Origin of the sequence: Micromonospora sp. NPDC049151 (assembly GCF_040648395.1) — a bacterium.
Lineage (GTDB): Bacteria > Actinomycetota > Actinomycetes > Mycobacteriales > Micromonosporaceae > Micromonospora.
On the sequence record NZ_JBEZDP010000019.1, the window covers coordinates 111,667 to 126,344 of the forward strand.

General features: G+C 69.3%; 12 protein-coding genes. 5 read left to right on the top strand and 7 right to left on the bottom strand.

Translation table 11 applies throughout. The annotated features are described in order from the left end of the window. Nucleotides 1–33 precede the first annotated feature (33 nt). The 4 genes from AB0B20_RS21490 to AB0B20_RS21505 form a co-directional block, all read right to left on the bottom strand. Nucleotides 34–2,979 carry a type I restriction endonuclease gene (locus AB0B20_RS21490; protein WP_357472798.1) on the bottom strand — a complete coding sequence of 982 codons (2,946 nt, stop codon included), beginning with the start codon at nucleotides 2,977–2,979 and terminating at the stop codon, nucleotides 34–36. 98 nt (nucleotides 2,980–3,077) lie between these two features. Then, complete coding sequence (locus tag AB0B20_RS21495) at nucleotides 3,078–4,331, bottom strand: restriction endonuclease subunit S (protein ID WP_357472801.1); 1,254 nt, start codon at nucleotides 4,329–4,331, stop codon at nucleotides 3,078–3,080. Then, nucleotides 4,328–6,289, bottom strand: a complete 1,962-nt coding sequence (locus AB0B20_RS21500; protein WP_357472804.1) for a class I SAM-dependent DNA methyltransferase — start codon at nucleotides 6,287–6,289, stop codon at nucleotides 4,328–4,330. Before AB0B20_RS21500 ends, AB0B20_RS21495 begins: the two co-directional genes overlap by 4 nt. A gap of 210 nt (nucleotides 6,290–6,499) precedes the next feature. After that, nucleotides 6,500–8,404, bottom strand: a complete 1,905-nt coding sequence (locus tag AB0B20_RS21505; RefSeq protein WP_357472807.1) for an N-6 DNA methylase — start codon at nucleotides 8,402–8,404, stop codon at nucleotides 6,500–6,502. A gap of 99 nt (nucleotides 8,405–8,503) precedes the next feature. On the opposite strand from AB0B20_RS21505, the gene AB0B20_RS21510 reads away from it, so the two are divergent. From AB0B20_RS21510 to AB0B20_RS21520, 3 genes are all read left to right on the top strand, one after another. Further along, complete coding sequence (locus AB0B20_RS21510; protein ID WP_357472811.1) at nucleotides 8,504–9,076, top strand: DUF4352 domain-containing protein; 573 nt, start codon at nucleotides 8,504–8,506, stop codon at nucleotides 9,074–9,076. 62 nt (nucleotides 9,077–9,138) lie between these two features. After that, nucleotides 9,139–9,975 (top strand): hypothetical protein, encoded by an 837-nt coding sequence (locus AB0B20_RS21515; protein WP_357472814.1) that lies wholly within the window; start codon nucleotides 9,139–9,141, stop codon nucleotides 9,973–9,975. A 32-nt stretch (nucleotides 9,976–10,007) separates the two neighbouring features. Further along, nucleotides 10,008–10,826, top strand: a complete 819-nt coding sequence (locus AB0B20_RS21520; protein WP_357384497.1) for an RNase H family protein — start codon at nucleotides 10,008–10,010, stop codon at nucleotides 10,824–10,826. A gap of 17 nt (nucleotides 10,827–10,843) precedes the next feature. Here AB0B20_RS21520 and AB0B20_RS21525 read toward each other — a convergent pair whose 3' ends face one another. Continuing rightward, nucleotides 10,844–11,311: a hypothetical protein gene (locus AB0B20_RS21525; RefSeq protein ID WP_357472817.1), complete on the bottom strand. Its 468-nt coding sequence runs from the start codon at nucleotides 11,309–11,311 to the stop codon at nucleotides 10,844–10,846. A 79-nt stretch (nucleotides 11,312–11,390) separates the two neighbouring features. On the opposite strand from AB0B20_RS21525, the gene AB0B20_RS21530 reads away from it, so the two are divergent. Then, nucleotides 11,391–12,122 (top strand): methyltransferase domain-containing protein, encoded by a 732-nt coding sequence (locus AB0B20_RS21530; protein WP_357472820.1) that lies wholly within the window; start codon nucleotides 11,391–11,393, stop codon nucleotides 12,120–12,122. Between the two features lie 39 nt (nucleotides 12,123–12,161). Further along, nucleotides 12,162–13,052 (top strand): arginase family protein, encoded by an 891-nt coding sequence (locus AB0B20_RS21535; RefSeq protein ID WP_357472823.1) that lies wholly within the window; start codon nucleotides 12,162–12,164, stop codon nucleotides 13,050–13,052. A gap of 72 nt (nucleotides 13,053–13,124) precedes the next feature. On the opposite strand, the gene AB0B20_RS21540 is transcribed toward AB0B20_RS21535, so the two are convergent. Beyond that, nucleotides 13,125–13,634, bottom strand: coding sequence for a pyridoxamine 5'-phosphate oxidase family protein (locus tag AB0B20_RS21540; RefSeq protein WP_357472826.1), 510 nt, complete (start codon nucleotides 13,632–13,634; stop codon nucleotides 13,125–13,127). A gap of 65 nt (nucleotides 13,635–13,699) precedes the next feature. Next, the gene (locus AB0B20_RS21545) at nucleotides 13,700–14,584 is read right to left on the bottom strand and encodes an IS5 family transposase (protein ID WP_357472839.1); all 885 of its coding nucleotides are present in this window, start codon (nucleotides 14,582–14,584) and stop codon (nucleotides 13,700–13,702) included. Between the last annotated feature and the right edge of the window lie 94 nt (nucleotides 14,585–14,678).

Below are 14,678 nucleotides of genomic sequence, written 5' to 3' on the forward strand. Positions count from 1 at the left end.
GGGGACAACCGTCCTCCTCTCGGCGAGTCTCGGTTATGCGATGCCCTTGCGGCGGCGGATCATCTGGTACGCCTGCCGGCGTGCGAACTGGTTGAGCTGCGACCGCAGGCTCTCGTCGTCGAGGTAGCGCTGCATCAGCTTGCCGTTGTCGTCGTGGCGGGACAGGATCACGTCCTCGATCCGCTTGTCGCAGACGACGCCGAAGTTGCTTTCGTCGTTGACCAGCGCGGCGGCTTCCAGCGTGCCGTCCTCCGCGAGGGCGACGATCTGCTGCTCGACCCAGACCTTGTCGGCCTCGCCCAAGCCGATACCGAACCGGTCGTTGAACACGTCGATCAGCTCCGAGAGCGCGACCTTCTCCGGGTCGTGCTGCGAGCCGACGCCACCACCGACGAAGCCGGGCAGCATCTGTTCCCCCTCGGGGGTCAGCGAGGCGTCGTGCTCACCGGTCTTGCTGACCCGCAGGTGGGTCAACTGCACCTCGCCGATGTCGACGGACGGGTCCTGCCGTCGCGGGAGCCGGTTGAGCAGCGCCCGACCGTACAGGTAGAGCCGCTCCAGGTCCTCGTCGTGGTAGGGCACCACCTGGCTGAGGAACGCGTACATCCGGGTGTAGTCGCGCAGCGCGGACCGGAAGCCGTCCGCGGCCTCCGGGTCGTCGGCGGCCAGGGCGTTGAAGCGCTGGACGGCCGGCTCGGTGAAGCGGTAGAGGGCGGCGTGGGCCCGCTGGAGGCCCGTCTCCGTGGTCGCCTTCCGCTCCGCCGCGAGCAGGGCCTCGGCGTACGCCTGCATCTCCGAGTCGACGAGGACCGGGTAGCCCGTGACCGAATTCTGCGCGGTGTAGAGCAGGTTGGGGTCGGTGGGGGTGGTGGCGGCGGTCTCGAAGTACGGCTTGAACTGCTCGGCGATGTCGCCGGCCTCGTTGACGAAGTCGAGGACGAACACGTCACCCTGGCTCTTGAGCGGGTGGGTGCGGTTGAGCCGCGACAGGGTCTGCACGGCGGCGACGTTCTTGAGCAGCTTGTCGACGTACATGGTGGTGAGCAGCGGCTGGTCGAAGCCGGTCTGGTACTTCTCGGCGACGACCAGGATCTTGTACTCGGTGTCCTGCTTGGCCTTCGGCGTACCGGCGTGCTTGTCGTCGGCGGCGGTGTAGCCGAACCTGCCGGGTAGCTCACCCTCGCCGAAGCCGTTGATCCGCGCCTCGGTGTGCTCGACGCCGTCGACCTCCAGGTCGCCGGAGAACGCCACAAGGGAGTCACAGCCGACGTAGCCCTGCATCTCGACGTACTTCTTGATGGCGGTGTGCAGACGGACGGCGGCCTCGCGGGACCCGGTGACCACCATGGCCTTGGCGCGCCCGCCGAGGCGCGGCGCGGTGTGCTTGCGGAAGTGCTCGACGATGATCTCCGCCTTCTGCGCCTGCATGGTGGGGTGCAGGCTGGCGAAGCGGGCGAGCTGGGCGCCGGCCTTCTTCGGGTCGACCTCCGGGTCGTCGGGGTTGGCGTTGGCCAGCTTCCAGTACGACTTGTAGGTGAGGTAGTTGCGCAGCACGTCGAGGATGAACCCCTCGTCGATGGCCTGCCGCATGGAGTAGGTGTGGAACGGGTGCGGGTTGCCGGTGACCGGGTGCGGCGTGCCGAACAGTTCGAGCGTCTTCGGCTTCGGAGTGGCGGTGAACGCGAAGTACGACAGCGTCTCGTGCCGGCCTCGGGCCAGCGCCGACGCCGTGAGCAGGTCACCGGACTCGTCAACGTCGTCGCTGCCCAGCTTGAGCAGCACCTTCTTCAACGCAGCCGCCGAGTCGCCGGACTGCGACGAGTGCGCCTCGTCGACGATGACCGCGAACCGCTTGCCCTTGAGCCCCTGCACCTGCTTGAGCACGTACGGAAACTTCTGCATCGTGGTGATGACGACCTTGGCCGTCTCACCCTGAAGCGCGGCGGCGAGCTGCGCGGAGTCCTTGTCGATCCGCTGCACCACGCCGGGCACGTGCTCGAACTGGAACACGGTGTCCTGCAACTGCCGGTCGAGGACGACCCGGTCGGTGATGATGATGACCTTGTCGAAGACCGGCTCGTTGGGGCGCAGCCCGTCCTTGGCGATGTCGGGCGCGGTGTGCAGGCTGGACAGCCGGTGCGCCAGCCAGGCGATGGTGTTCGACTTACCCGACCCGGCCGAGTGCATGACCAGGTAGTTGTGACCCGATCCGTGCCGGGCCGCATGGTCGGTGAGCTGGGTGACCGCGTGCCACTGGTGGTAACGCGGGAAGATCAGCGCCTTGGATTCCTTGTCGTAGTGCAGGAACCGCCGGACCAGGTCCATGAAAACGTCGGGGTCCCAGATCTGCTCCCAGAGATAGGAGCTGCGGTAACCCTTGTCCGTAGCCGGCGGGTTGCCGGCGCCACCGGACACGCCGGGCCCGTTCGACCCGGTGTTGAACGGTAGAAACCGGGTCTTCTCCCCCGCGAGCTTCGTCGTGACGAAGACCAGGTCAGGGTCGACGGCGAAATGTACGAGGGTACGCCGAGCGAAGATCAGTTCCTTCGGGTCGCGGGTCTTGCGGTACTGCTCCTTGGCGTCCTCGACGGTCTGGCCGGTGAGCGGGTTCTTCAGCTCGGCGGTTGCCAACGGAATGCCGTTGACGAAGAGAACCAGGTCGAGGGTGTTGTTGTTGCTTGTCGAGTACGCGAGCTGACGGGTGACGGTGAGACGGTTGGCGCGGTAGAGCTTGAGCGCGTCGTCGGTGATGGCGTGGGCGGGCTTGAAGTAGGCGAGGCGGATGCGCACGCCCTTGTCCTTCACGCCACGGCGGAGGACATCGAGTGGGCCACGCTCGTCGATCTGCTTGGCGAGGTGCTGGGCGAAGTGCCGCTGCGCCACGTCCGGATCGTTCCCGTGGTACGCCAACAGCTTCTTCCACGCGCCCGGTTGCGTCCCGCCAATAAATGCGAAGAGTTCGGCTGTGTCAAGACCCAACTGCTGGTCGTATTGGCTAGCCGACCCGATTGCCCAGCTTGAGCTCAGGAGCCGCTCGCCTATTGCTGACTCGAACGACTGCTCCAGATGTCCGCCGCTCATACGTCCACCCCGCGGGCGGTAGTGACGTCGATCTGGCCTGTCACCGCTGCGGCAGTTAGGGATTGCCTCCACTCAGATAGCAACGACCTTGCTTCCGCAAATGCGAGCCGAAGTCGAGAGAGATGTTCGTGCACCTGCTCAATTTCCCGCACAGCAGCACGCTGACGGTCCAGCGGCGGCAACCAGATAGGAAATGACTTCAAAAAGTCGTTGTTGATAATCGGCATGGTCGTGTATGGAGCGAGGCTCCGCAGCTCCTCGGTCGCCGCAAACAACTGCCACGCCAGATACCGCCCGTCAATGCGTTCATTCGGGGCCACGGCCGTGACCTGCTGGTTTCCCGAAGCCCGCTCTTCCAGGTAGGCCACCTTGCCCGCCGTTGCTCCAATTCCAACAAGCAGAGTGCTACCAGCCTCGAAGACCGGAAAACCCTCCTGCACCGCCAATGAACTAAGCCTCCGCGGAGCCATACCGAGTTTAATTGCATTTCCGAAACTCACCGGAGCAAACCAGGGGATGCCCTGATCATCGCCTACGAAGTACCGCTCGGCAGCTCCCGGCGGCGTTGCGCCGGTCTTGACTCGCTTCGCAACCCTGCGCAGCGGAAGAACCGATCCATCTATCGGCGATTCTCGGTCCCAAGCCAGATTCCGCCCCGTTTTGATCTTCACCATGCCCTGCAGTCGCGCCTCGTAGGCCGCTAGCTGACGATCCCGGCAATCATCGAGGGCAACGACACGAGCCGTCTGAACGTCAAGGAAATCAGCGATCCGCCGCTGCTCGTCGAGCGGCGGCAGGAGCAAGCGCTCGGTCAACAAGTCAGAAGATGAAAGATGCTTCACGGTGGTGGAGAACGTTAAATCGTTGATCACCTTCAGGATCAACGGCAACGCGTACGCGATAAAGCGCATGTCCACCGCTTCGCGCGGACGCAGAAGGCAAAGGCGCTGGTTGAGCGCGGCCGTCCCGCGTTTCCAGATAACGACATTGAAGTCGCCATCCATGCCGACGACAACATCACCGTCCCGCATCATCACCTGGCTTGGCACATGGCCGGATGCATAGGTCTGAAATTCGGATGCCAATAGGTCACGAATGCGCACAAGTGGAATGCTGCCGCTGGAAGCGAAGGAATCAGATGGGAAAGGGTAACCATTTACTAGCCGCACCACGTCACGGAGTCGGCGACGCTTCCAACCTTTCGGGAAGTCGATTGCCGAAAGCTTAAGAGCCTCTTCTGCAAGGGTCACTGGGTTACGACCCCCATCAACGCCTGAACTTTCTCTTCGAGTGCCCTGATCTCAGCCTCGATCAGGGCAGGCGGTCGCGGCGGCTGGTAGGCGTAGAAGTGACGCGTGAAGGGAACCTCGTAACCGATCTTGGTCTTCGCTTCGTCGATCCAGGCGTCCGGGACATGCGGCACCACCTCGCGTTTGAGGTAGTCGTGGATGTCCTCACCCAAAGGCACGTTCTCGTTGTCGCGCAGGTCGGGGTCCGGCAGCGGGTTGCCCTTGCGGTCGGTCTGCACCTCCCCTTCCGGGTCGCTGACCGAGAACGCCTCCCAGACCGCCTTCTCCACCGGCGCCGGTAGCTTCCCCAGCCCGTTCAGCTTCATCGCGAAATCGGCCCGCGTCGCTGACGACGTACCGATGAGCGATTTTGCCGTCGTCAGCAGTGACTCGCGCTCCGCGTACTTGAGGACCGTCTTCGCCTCCGCGAGCAGCGCTACCGTCTCCTCGGTGACCTCGAAGCGCAGCCTCAGCGGGCGCTCGACGGTGATCCGCTGGTAGCCGAAGTCGGTGGTCTTGAAGACCTTCACCTTGGCGTGCTGCGGGTGCTCCGCATCGTCTGCGATGGACAGCGCGTTCACGTACGCCCGGGTCAGCTCGGCGATGTGGTCGTCGGTGAGCATCTTGCGCTTGTCGCCGAGGCTCTTGCGCATCTTGGTCCAGTAGTCGCGGCCGTCGAGCAGCACCACCTTGCGCGCCCGTGCCGGCTCCTTGCGGTTGGTGAGGATCCAGAAGTACGTGGAGATGCCGGTGTTGTAGAAGAGCTGGTCAGGCAACGCGACGATGCCCTCCAGGAGGTCGTTCTCCAGGATCCAGCGGCGGATCTCCGACTCACCGGAGCCGGCTGCGCCGGTGAACAGCGGCGAGCCGTTGAAGACGATGGCGAGGCGACTGCCGCCGTCCTCAGGGCGCTTCATCTTCGAGATCATGTGCTGGAGGAAGAGCAGCGAGCCGTCGTTGATCCGGGGCAGGCCGGCACCGAAGCGGCCGGCGTGGCCGCGGGCCGCCTCGTCCTTGACGAACTTCTCGACCTTCTTCCACTCGACCCCGAACGGCGGGTTGGCGAGCATGTAGTCGAACCGCTCGCCCTCGTGGCCGTCCTGGTTGAACGAGTTCCCGAAGGCGATCTTCGTCGGGTCGCCGCCCTTGAGCATCATGTCGGAGCGGCAGATCGCGTACGTCTCGCCGTTGAGTTCCTGCCCGTACACCTCGACGGTGGCGTGCGGGTTGTGCGCCTGAATATGCTCCTGAGCCTCGGTGAGCATGCCGCCGGTGCCGCACGCCGGGTCGTAAACCTTGCGGACGATTCCGGGCGTGATCAAGTGGTCCTGGTCGGGGGCGAGGAGCAGGTTCACCATCAGCTTGATGACCTCACGTGGGGTGAAGTGCTCGCCAGCGGTGTCGTTGCCGGCCTCCGAGAATCGACGGATCAGCTCCTCGAAGACGTAACCCATCTGATGGTTCGAGACCACGTTGGGGTGAAGGTCGATATCGGCGAACTTCGCGACCACCTGATAGAGCAGCTCGGCCTCGGCAAGCCGGTTGATCTGAAGATCGAAAGCGTATTTGTCCAGCACGTCCACTGCGCCCGGCGAGAACCCGCCGATGTAGGCACGCAGGTTGAGCGCCACATGGTCCTGGTCGCCGAGCAGCTTGCGGAACGACATCTCACTGGTGTTGTAGAACGACAGCCCGGCGGTCTTACGCAGCACCGGGTCCATGTTCTGCACGCCCATATCCTTGAGCTGCTTGTGCCGGGCGAGCACCGCGTCCTTCGTCGGCTCGAGCACGCAGTCCAACCTGCGAAGCATGGTCATCGGGAGGATCACCCGGCCGTACTCGGACTGCCTGTAGTCGCCGCGAAGCAGGTCGGCCACCGACCAGATGAAGTTCGCCAACTCTTGGTGCTTGGTGCTCACCAGTTTCCTTTCGATTGCCTTAAGACAGCAGTATCACTGCCGTCCTGCATCGTTGTAGTCGCCCACTCGGCCGAAACGATCAACCGCGCGTCAGCGTGTCGTCTCAGGCGGAGGATGCACGGCGGGCCACCGGCCCGCAGGCTTCCGCATCTGTCACCAGAGCGCCGCCCCCGCGTCGGATATCTGACGGAAGGAAGATCCGCCGGGGAATCACCTGGGGCCATCCGCGGGGCGGACCGCGCCACGGGCCAACCCGTCGGCCGTGAGCTGCACCAGCTCCGCCCCGAGCGTCGCCGCCTGCCGCAGCGCCGACTCGAACGCGTGCAGCCGCCGGAACGCCTCCCCGTACGCCTCCTGTTCCTCCCGCGCCACCCGCCGCACCTGCGCCCGCCGCACGTCGAACCGCAGCGTCCCCGACAGGCTCGACGCCTGCCGCTCGTTCGTCGACGTCCGCAGCTGCCCCGCCAGGAACCACGAATCCAAGGCGGCGGGATTCGGCCGCAGCAGGTACAGGTTCCGCCCCAACAGCGCCCCATCGGCCGTCACCACCCGCGCGGTGAGCTGCCGCGCGATCATCGGCACCACCACGTCCCCGGTTGCCAGGGCGATCTCCTGCCCGAGCCGCCCGTCGTCGCGGCCCGAGGGTTCGCCGCCGCCGAGCACGTCCGGCACGGTCAGCACCGGCCTACCGTCGCCGGTCGGCTCACCGTCGTCGCCGGAGGCAGCGCCCCGGATCGGTCCGAGAAGCTGCAAAGCGCCGGCCCGGACCAACTCGCCGACCGTGAGGAACTCCCCCTGGCCCCCGTCGGCTGCGGGCGTCACCTGTGGCATCAGTGTGGGCAGGTCGGCGACGACGGCGGCGAGGCGCTCGCGTGTGCGTACCAGATGTTCGCCTGTCGCCTCGCCCGCGACGGCGGGCTGGCGACGCGCGGGGGTGAGGTCGACGTCGTCGTCGAGCAGTTCGATGACGTCGGCGGCGCGGGCGTAGCCGGGCTCGTCCACCTCGGCGTCGGCGGTGAAGGCCCGCCAGGTCTCCAGGATGCGGGAGTGGTCGCCGGTGGCGGCGTCGACGAACAGCGTCCGCGCCGGCAGCGGCGCGTCGGCGGGCGGGCGGCGCAGCACCCACAGGTGCAGGGGTACGCCGTGCGGTGCCGCCGCCCCCGGTGGCAGCGCGACGACGGCGCGCAGCGCGCCGCGGCGCAGCAGTTCCTTGCGGATGCGGCGGCCGGCGCGGCGGCCGGCCACGGCGGGGGGCATGAGGAGTACGGCGTGGCCGCCGGGGCGCAGGTGGGATAGCGCGTGCTGGACCCAGGCGAGTTCCGGCTCGGTACGTGGGGTGGTGCCGACGATCCAGCGGGGGTCGTGGCCGAGTTCCTCGTCGCCCCAGTTGCTGGCGCCGAAGGGCGGGTGGCAGACGACCGCGTCGAACGTGCGCCCCTGGTAGTCGTCGGCGCGCAGTGAGTCGCCGGTGCTCACCTCGCCTGGTACGTCGCGCAGCGCCAGCCACAGTCCGGCGAGCCGGGCGAGGTCGGGGTCGAGTTCCTGCCCGTACGCGGAGGTGCAGCCGGCGCGGACGGCGGCGCGCAGTGTGGCGCCGGTGCCGGCGGCGGGGTCGAACACGGAGCCGCCGGCGACGGCGGCGAGCCCGGCCATCAGGTCGGCGATGTCGTCGGGGGTGGCGAAGGGGCGGCCCGGTCCGGGGGCGGAGAAGCGTTGCCAGAGCGCGTCGAAGGCGCCCTGTGGGCCGAGTTCGTCGGCGAGCGCGTCGACGTCCGGCAGCAGCGCCTTGAGCTGCGGGTCCGCGGGACGGGCAGGTCGTTGGCCGCGTTGCCGGGCGAGCAGCCGGGCCCCGACGGCGGCGAGCCCGGCGGCCGGTGAGGCGCCGGCCGGGGCGAGGTGGCGCCAGAGCCGGTCGGCGGTGGCGAGTTCCGGGAGCTTGCCCTGGGCGTGCAGCCAGCGTTCGACCTGGGCGAGGTCGAACTCCGGGCTGGTGGCGCTGCCGCCGACCGGGTCGGGGAAGTCGCCGTGCCGTTTGCGCCAGTTGCTGACGGCGGCCCGGCCGACACCGGCGAGCCGGGCGATCTCCGCTGCGGTGATTGTCGGTGTCTCCTGCACGTTCGGAGTGTGTCACATCTGTCAAGCATGATGCTTGTTGACACCGTTCACAGATGATGCTCTTATTGACGCCGCCACGTTCACAGCAGGAGGAAAACGATGCGCAAGACCACCACGCTCGCCCTGATCGCCGGCGCCCTCATGGCCCTGGGCTGCGGCGCCGGCACCACCGACGACACCACCGGAAGCAAGGCCGATTCCGGCACCGAGGCGGCCGCCGGCAAGACCGACAGCGGCAAGACGGACGCCGGCAAGAGCGACGACAAGCCGAAGACCGCGAAGATCGGCCAGCCGGCCCGCGACGGCAAGTTCGAGTTCACCGTCAAGTCCGCCAAGTGCGGCGTCGGCAAGGTCGGCTCGTCGGCGTTCGGCGCCACGGCGCAGGGCCAGTTCTGCCTGGTCACGCTCAACGTGAAGAACATCGGCAAGGAGTCGCAGATGTTCGACGGCAGCAGCCAGAAGGCGTACGCGGCCAACGGCACCGAGTACTCCGCCGACGGCTCGGCCGGCCTCTACGCCAACAAGAACGCCGAGACGTTCCTCAACGACATCAACCCCGGCAACCAGGTCACCGGCGTGGTCGTCTTCGACATCCCCAAGGGCGTCAAGCTCGCCCGCCTGGAGCTGCACGACTCGCCGTTCTCCGGCGGCGTGACCGTCGCGCTGAGCTGACCAGCCACCGCTGCGGGGCGGGCCGCACCCGCCCCGCACCCCCGACCCCGAGAGGAACCGCAATGTCCGACCCGACCCAGCCCGCGCCGCCCGACCGGACCGGCGACGCGACGATGCCGAACCCGCCCGCCGCAGCGAACCGCCCCGCAGACGCGCGTCCCCTCGTCGCCGGCGGCGTCGTGCTCGCTCTCGCGATCAGCGGCGTCATCCTGGCCGGCGCGCTCACCGAGGACGACGAGCCGCAGCCGGTCACCGCTGCTCAGCGCAGCACCGTCCCCGCCTCGGCGTCCCCGTCCGCCGCGCCGACCACGGCGGCCCCGACCACCGCCGCGCCCACCCCGGCCGCGCCGGCCACCACCGAGCCGCCGGCGCCGTCGCACACTCCGAAGCCGAAGGTCGTGAAGGGACGCGGCGACGACGTGGTGCGCATCCCCGACCTGACCGACCTCGCGGTCGTCGGGTTCACCTGCCGGTGCAGCAGCAACACGGTGCTCAAGAGCGACGGCGACGGGCTGCTCGTCAACGAGATCGGGTCGTACACCGGCAAGCGGTGGATCAACGTGGAGGACGGCTCGCTGACGACGCAGTTCGAGATCGAGGCCAGCGGCTCGTGGACGCTCACCATCGGCACTGTCGCGCAACTGGCCACCACGTCGGAGACCGGAAAGGCGTCCGGCAAGGGTGACGACGTGCTGCTGCTCGGCGGCGACGCCACCGCCGTGCGGATCACCCACCGGCGCGGCTCGTCCAACTTCGTCGTCCATGCGTACTCCCTGGACGACGGCGAGGGGGGCCTGCTCGTCAACGAGATCGGCGCGTACTCCGGCGTCCGCCCGCTCACCACGCCCGCGCTCGTGCAGATCACCGCCGACGGCAACTGGACCATCGCGCCGGCCTGACCCCCGCCCTCCCATACCCGTCAGGAGCAAGTATGCGACCCGATGAGTTCCGCCACGCCCTGAGCCTCCTGCCCGCGCCCCTGTACGCCCGCGCGCTCCCGCTGCGCCGCTACGTCTTCCGCACCACCTGCCCGCAGTGCCAGCGCATCGGCGACGCGGTCACCCTCGCCCTGACCGCGGCGCACTACGACCAGCTCGCCTCGGCCGGGCAGCTCCTGGACAACGCCACCCGGCTGGCCGAGGAGCACGGCGCCGACTGCCGGTCACAACCGGAGCCGGAACGGGGACGTGGGCAGGTCCAGCGGTGGGCGACAGCTTCCGCGCCGGTCGTCGCCGCGACCGACGCGAGCTGGAAGGGCCGTGCCGGCGGCATCGGGTACGTGGCGAGCGACGGCCGGTACGGCTTGCGCAGCCGGGGCACCGGCCGCCTGGACCCGACCGGCGCGTCCCGAGTGCTGATCAACGAGCTGCGGGCGGTGGACTTCCTGCTCACCGCGTACGACGACCCGCCACCGGCGATGACCGTGCTGGTGGACAGCCTCTCCGCGCTGCGGTGGTTGCACCGCTGGCAGTCCGGCTCGGTGGCGGACATGCCGGCCGGTTACAGCCTGCGCCGGCGCCGCTGGGCCGACCGGCCGACGCTGGTGCGCCTCGCCGAGCAGGTGAGCCGTCGACCGGACCTGTCCTTCCGGCACGTCAAGGCGCACAGCGGGCACGCGCTCAACGAGGCCGCTGACGGGCTGTCACACATGGCCCGCCGCCGGGTCGGGGAGAGCTTCGACGTTCGCCCCCGGGCTCGCGCGCTGGCGGAGGCGTTTCTACGGGACTGGCACGCGAGCCTCATCCACTGATCCCGGGCCCGGCCGGGTCACCAGTCGCGGGCCCAGTCCGGCGGCGGTACGACGGCGAGCTGCGGCTCCCCGCTGATCGGCTCCAGCGCGTGCACGATCCGCAGGTCCCCGTCGGCGGCGGCGTCGGCGTCGGTCAGCACCCGGCCGCTGCTGCCGTCGGCGCTGACCAGCACCCACCGGTCCGGGTGGACGCCGCCGTCGTCGACCAGCGCCCGTACGCCGAACGCCCGGGCGAGGGCAACCGCGAGGTCATGTTCGCGCAGACCGGTGGCGTCGGCCAGGTCGGTGTCGCCGGTGAGGATCCAGCCGAATCCCTCGTCCTCGTCAGGCGGCGTGAGCATCACCACCGGCCGAGGATCGTCGATGGCCCGGTCCTCGATCCGCCCGACGTACACGGTCTCCGGTGCGACGCCGTACTCCGTCAGCAGGAACGCGCGAAGGTCCGCCGCCGGCAGTCCGGCGGCGAAGTGGATCCGATACCGCACTCCCCACCCCTCTCCCAGGCCGGCGTGTGACCCGCCACAGTGCTTGCCTCGCCGGCTTGCCGGGAGTTGGCTGTGGCGTATGGCCCGCATCGCGTACCACGACGCGGACGCCGAGGCGTTCGCCGCGACCCGGCACCTCACCGACGACGGTCTCACGGCCTGGCGGGCCGCCGTCGCCCGGCACCTCGGCCCGCGTCGAGGCATGCGGCTGCTGGACCTGGGCGCCGGGACCGGTAGCTGGGCACGAGCCTTCAGCGGCTGGTTCCCCGGCGTCGAGGTCGTCGCCGTCGAGCCGTCGGCGGCGATGCGCGCACGGTGCACGTTCGCGCCGCTGGTCGCGGGCGACGCCGGGCACCTCCCGCTCGCCGACGGCAGCGTCGACGGGGCGTGGTTGTCCACTGTCATCCACCACGTGCCGGACCTGGCCGCCGCGGCGCGCGAGCTGCGCCGGGTGCTGCGGCCCGGCGCGCCGGTGCTCATCCGGTCGGCGTTCGCCGGACGCCACGAGGCGATCACGCTGTTCGACTACTTCCCCGAGGCGGTCCGCGTGCTGGACACGTATCCCGCCGTCGCCGACGTCGCGGCCGCCTTCGCCGGCGCCGGCTTCGCCGCCGCGGTGGTCGAGGCGGTCCCGCAGGTCACCGCGCCGTCGCTGCGGGAAGCGGCGGCCGGCCTGCGCCGGGAGGCGCACACGCCGCTTCAGCTGATCACCGATGCGGAGTACGCCGCCGGCGTCCAGCGGTTACGCGAGGCGGCACGTGCCGACAGCGGCCCGGTGATCGACGCGCTGGACCTGCTGGTGCTGCGCTGATCCCCGGTGACCTGCCCCGGCGGTGGTTAGGGTGGGGCGATGGACACTCGTCAGTGGACGGTCGTCGGGGCACCGTCGAGCGCGGGCGCCCACACCCCGGGCGTCGAACGCGCACCAGCCGCCCTGCGCGCCGCCGGCCTGCTCGACCGGCTGGGCGCCGACGTCGCGGACGCCGGTGACGTGCCGGGCTTCCGGTGGCGGCCGGATCCGGCGTACCCCAGGGGTCAGAACGCGGGCGCGGTGGCCGCCGTCGCCTCGGCGGTGGCCGACCGGGTCGCGGCGGCGCTGGGCCGGGGGCGCGCGCCGCTGGTGCTCGGCGGCGACTGCACGGTGACGCTCGGCCTGGTCGCCGGCTGCGCGCGGGCCGGGCTGCCGTCCGCGCTGGTGTACGTGGACGGCGGCCCGGATCTCTACACCCCGGAGACCCGCGCCAACGGCAACCTGGACGCGATGGGGTTGGCGCACATGCTCGGCCTGCCGGGGACGCTGCCCGAGGTGGCGGGTGTCGGGCCGGCGGTGCCGCTGCTGTCGCCGGAGCGGGTGGTGGTGTACGGGGACTCGCTGCCCCGGGGTGACCACGAGCGGGAGCTGGTGGCGGAGCTGGGGCTGGCGTACGTGCCGGCCGACGAGGTGCACGCCGACGCGCGGGCGGCGGCACGCCGGGCACGGTCGGTGGCCGAGGGCGCGGCCGACCGGTTCGTGGTGCACTTCGACGTGGACGTGCTGAGCTTCGTGGACGCGCCGCTGGCGGACGTGCCGGAGCCGTTCGGGCTCAGCCTCGGCGAGGCGGCGGCGACGCTGGCGGAGCTGGTGGCGAGCCCTCGGTTCGCCGGGCTGTCGGTCACCGAGATCAACCCGGCTCACCTGCCGGACGACGAGGTGCTCCCCCGGTTCGTCGACACGTTGGCCGGGGCGCTGACCGGGCGCTAGGCGGTTTCCGCGAGGTGTAGAGGTCATGGGTGGCACACGCGGTGCTCCACCCACCGCCGGCCGGCGGACGGGTCAGCGACGCCAGTGCTGGCGCGGGGCGTAGCCCTCGCGGCGCAACCAGTGTTCGGTGTAGACGATCCGGTCGGCCTCGATCACCACGAGCAGGTCCTCGGGCGGCTCGGACAGCGGCCGGCCGCGCTCGGCGTGTTCGTTCTCCCAGCGGAACGCGGCCCAGTGGTGCGCCCGGTCGGGGTGGTCCGGGCCGAGCACCCGGGCGGTGCCGAACACCTGGGCGCCACGGCTGCTGGCCAGCCCGACCAGCGGCGCGAAGACGCCGACCGACACCCGGGGGTCGGCGGCGATGTTGCGCATCTTCGGTGAGCGCGGCGCGGCGGTGAACATCAGCGTGAAGTCGAGCGGGTAGTAACGCACCGGCGTGGCGAGCGGCCCGTCCGGCCCGGTCGTGGCGAGCACGCACATGTTCTGCGACGACAGCAGGTTGAGGATGCGTTCGGCCAGGCGTTCCCGGTCCAGCTTTCTCGTCGGCGTCGGCCCGGTCAGCCAGGGGTTCGTCAACGGCACGGCGCGTCCTCGATCATGACGGCACCCTACCGGCCCGGCTCAGAGAGTGTTGGGTAACCCGGTGACTACTTGTGGTTGAGTTCGTCGTCGAGGCGTCGGGCTGCTTCGGTCTCGATGGGGCCTTGGGGTTCGATGTCCTCGCCGGCGAGGCGGGCGGCCATGAGTCGGATCATGGCGACTTTGATCATCGCTTCGGCGTGCGCGGGTTTGCGTTCGTAGTCGCGGGCCAACCGTCTGCACCGTCCCAACCAGGCGAAGGTTCGTTCGACCACCCAACGTCGGGGTAGCACCTGGAAGCCTTTCACGTCGGCGTTGCGGGCCACGATCTGCAGGTCGATCCCGGCGTGGGTGCGCGCCCAGGCCAGCAGCCCCGCATCGACGCGGTTGACGTAGCCGGCGTCGGCCCAGACGAGGCCGAGCAGCGGGAACGTCTCGGTGATCCCCGCGAGGACAAGCTTGGCTCCGGCACGTTCCTGCACCGACGCGGAATGCACCACCGCCTTCAGGAGCAGTCCGCAGGTGTCGACCAGGACATGCCGCTTACGACCCCGGGTGCGTTTGCCGGCGTCCCAGCCGATCGCCTCACCACCCTGGTGGCTGTGCGCGGTCTGCGAGTCGAGCACCGCCGCCGACGGCTGCGGATCTCGTCCCTCGGCCACCCGCACCGCGTCTCGCAGCCGGTCATGAACCCGGTCCCACGTTCCGTCGGCGCTCCAGCACCGGAACCACCGGTAGGCCACGTCCCACGGCACGAGATCATGTGGAACGTGCCGCCACGCGGTACCGGTGCGCAGCACGTACAGGATCGTGTCAATGACCAACCGACGTGGATACCGCAACGGCCGACCACCCCGCCGCGGATCCCTCACCGGCAACAACGGCTCGATCACCGTCCACTGCCCATCGGTCAGCGACGACTCATACGCCGGTTTACAGACACAGCGACACAGACGTGATCTTCGCTGACACCGTCAGCGAAGATCACGTCCAGGTATCACAAAACAAAAGGAGGGATGCGCCCGGCGCAGGCGCCGCAACCTGGCG